General features: G+C 73.5%; 1 protein-coding gene and 1 pseudogene. Both read left to right on the top strand.

Features of this window, described 5'->3' with window-relative positions; translation table 11 throughout:
• A pseudogene (locus H5J30_RS35350) lies at positions 1-376 on the top strand (hypothetical protein); the annotation flags it as partial.
• Positions 377-625: 249 nt separating this feature from the next.
• Positions 626-1,054: PucR family transcriptional regulator ligand-binding domain-containing protein (locus H5J30_RS35345; protein ID WP_181791879.1), on the top strand; the 429-nt coding region annotated here is incomplete at its 3' end.

Below are 1,054 nucleotides of genomic sequence, written 5' to 3'. Positions count from 1 at the left end.
CATGGCCGACGTGGCGGAGCCGGTGCGCGGCCCGCTGCTGGCGGCGGTCGGCTGCCGGATGGTGCTGACCGGCGTCAGCACCTGGGACGGCCGGCACTTCGCGGAGGCGTGGGGCGCGGAGTGGGTCGAGGCGGAGGACGTCACGCATGTCCCGAAGGTCTCCGGCGGGCTGATCCGGCGGCTGGTGCGATGGGTACGGCAGGTGTTCACGGGTACGAAAGCCACGAGCCGTTCGGTGACGGTGCGCACCGTGGAGCGGGAGCGCTGGTCGGCCTCGGAGCTGGCGAACACGCTGCCGCCCGGGCACGCGGTGCTCTCCGTGACCACCGTGGGCGGTGAGCGGACGCCTCCGGTGCTCGTCGACTTGCACCGCTGAGGCACAATGGCGAGAGCCGTTCATACGGAGCGGCGTAAGACAGAGCGGCAGTCCGAAAGCGGTCGGAGACCTCCGCGACGGTCGGAGGGCGGTGTGGATCGTCGGATCGCGCGCGGGCACCTCGGCCCGCCGGGGTCGGACGGGGGCGGTCGGGGTCGGTCGCGTACGAACCGGCCCGGGCCGAGGCGGTCGCGCAGACAGTCACGAACAGCACGGCGGCCCCGGCCGCCGCACCAGCCAGAAGGTGCCATGCCCACGCTCGCCTCCCTCGTCCGCCATCCCACCCTCAAACTCTCCGTCCTCACCGGCGCCGACGACCTGGCCGTGGCCGTGCGCTGGGCGCAGACCAGCGAGCTGATCGACCCCGTGCCGTACCTCGAAGGCGGCGAGCTGATCCTGACCACGGCGCTCAAGCTCGACGTCGAGGACGCCGACGCCGTGCGCCGCTACATGCGGCGGCTCGCGGACGCCGGCGTGGTCGGGGTGGGCTTCGGGGTCGGCGTGAACTACGAGACGGCGCCGGAGGCGCTGCTCGCCGCCTCCCGGGAGGCGGGGGTGCCGCTGCTGGAGGTGCCGCGGACGACGCCGTTCATCGCCATCTCCAAGGTGGTCTCCGCGGCCATTGCCGCCGACCAGTACCGGGCGCTGACCCGCGGCTTCGAGGCGCAGCGGGACCTG

The sequence above is a fragment of the Streptomyces phytophilus genome (genome assembly GCF_013870535.1).
GTDB lineage: Bacteria > Actinomycetota > Actinomycetes > Streptomycetales > Streptomycetaceae > Streptomyces > Streptomyces phytophilus.
This window is presented reverse-complemented; position numbering and strand designations above follow the sequence as displayed.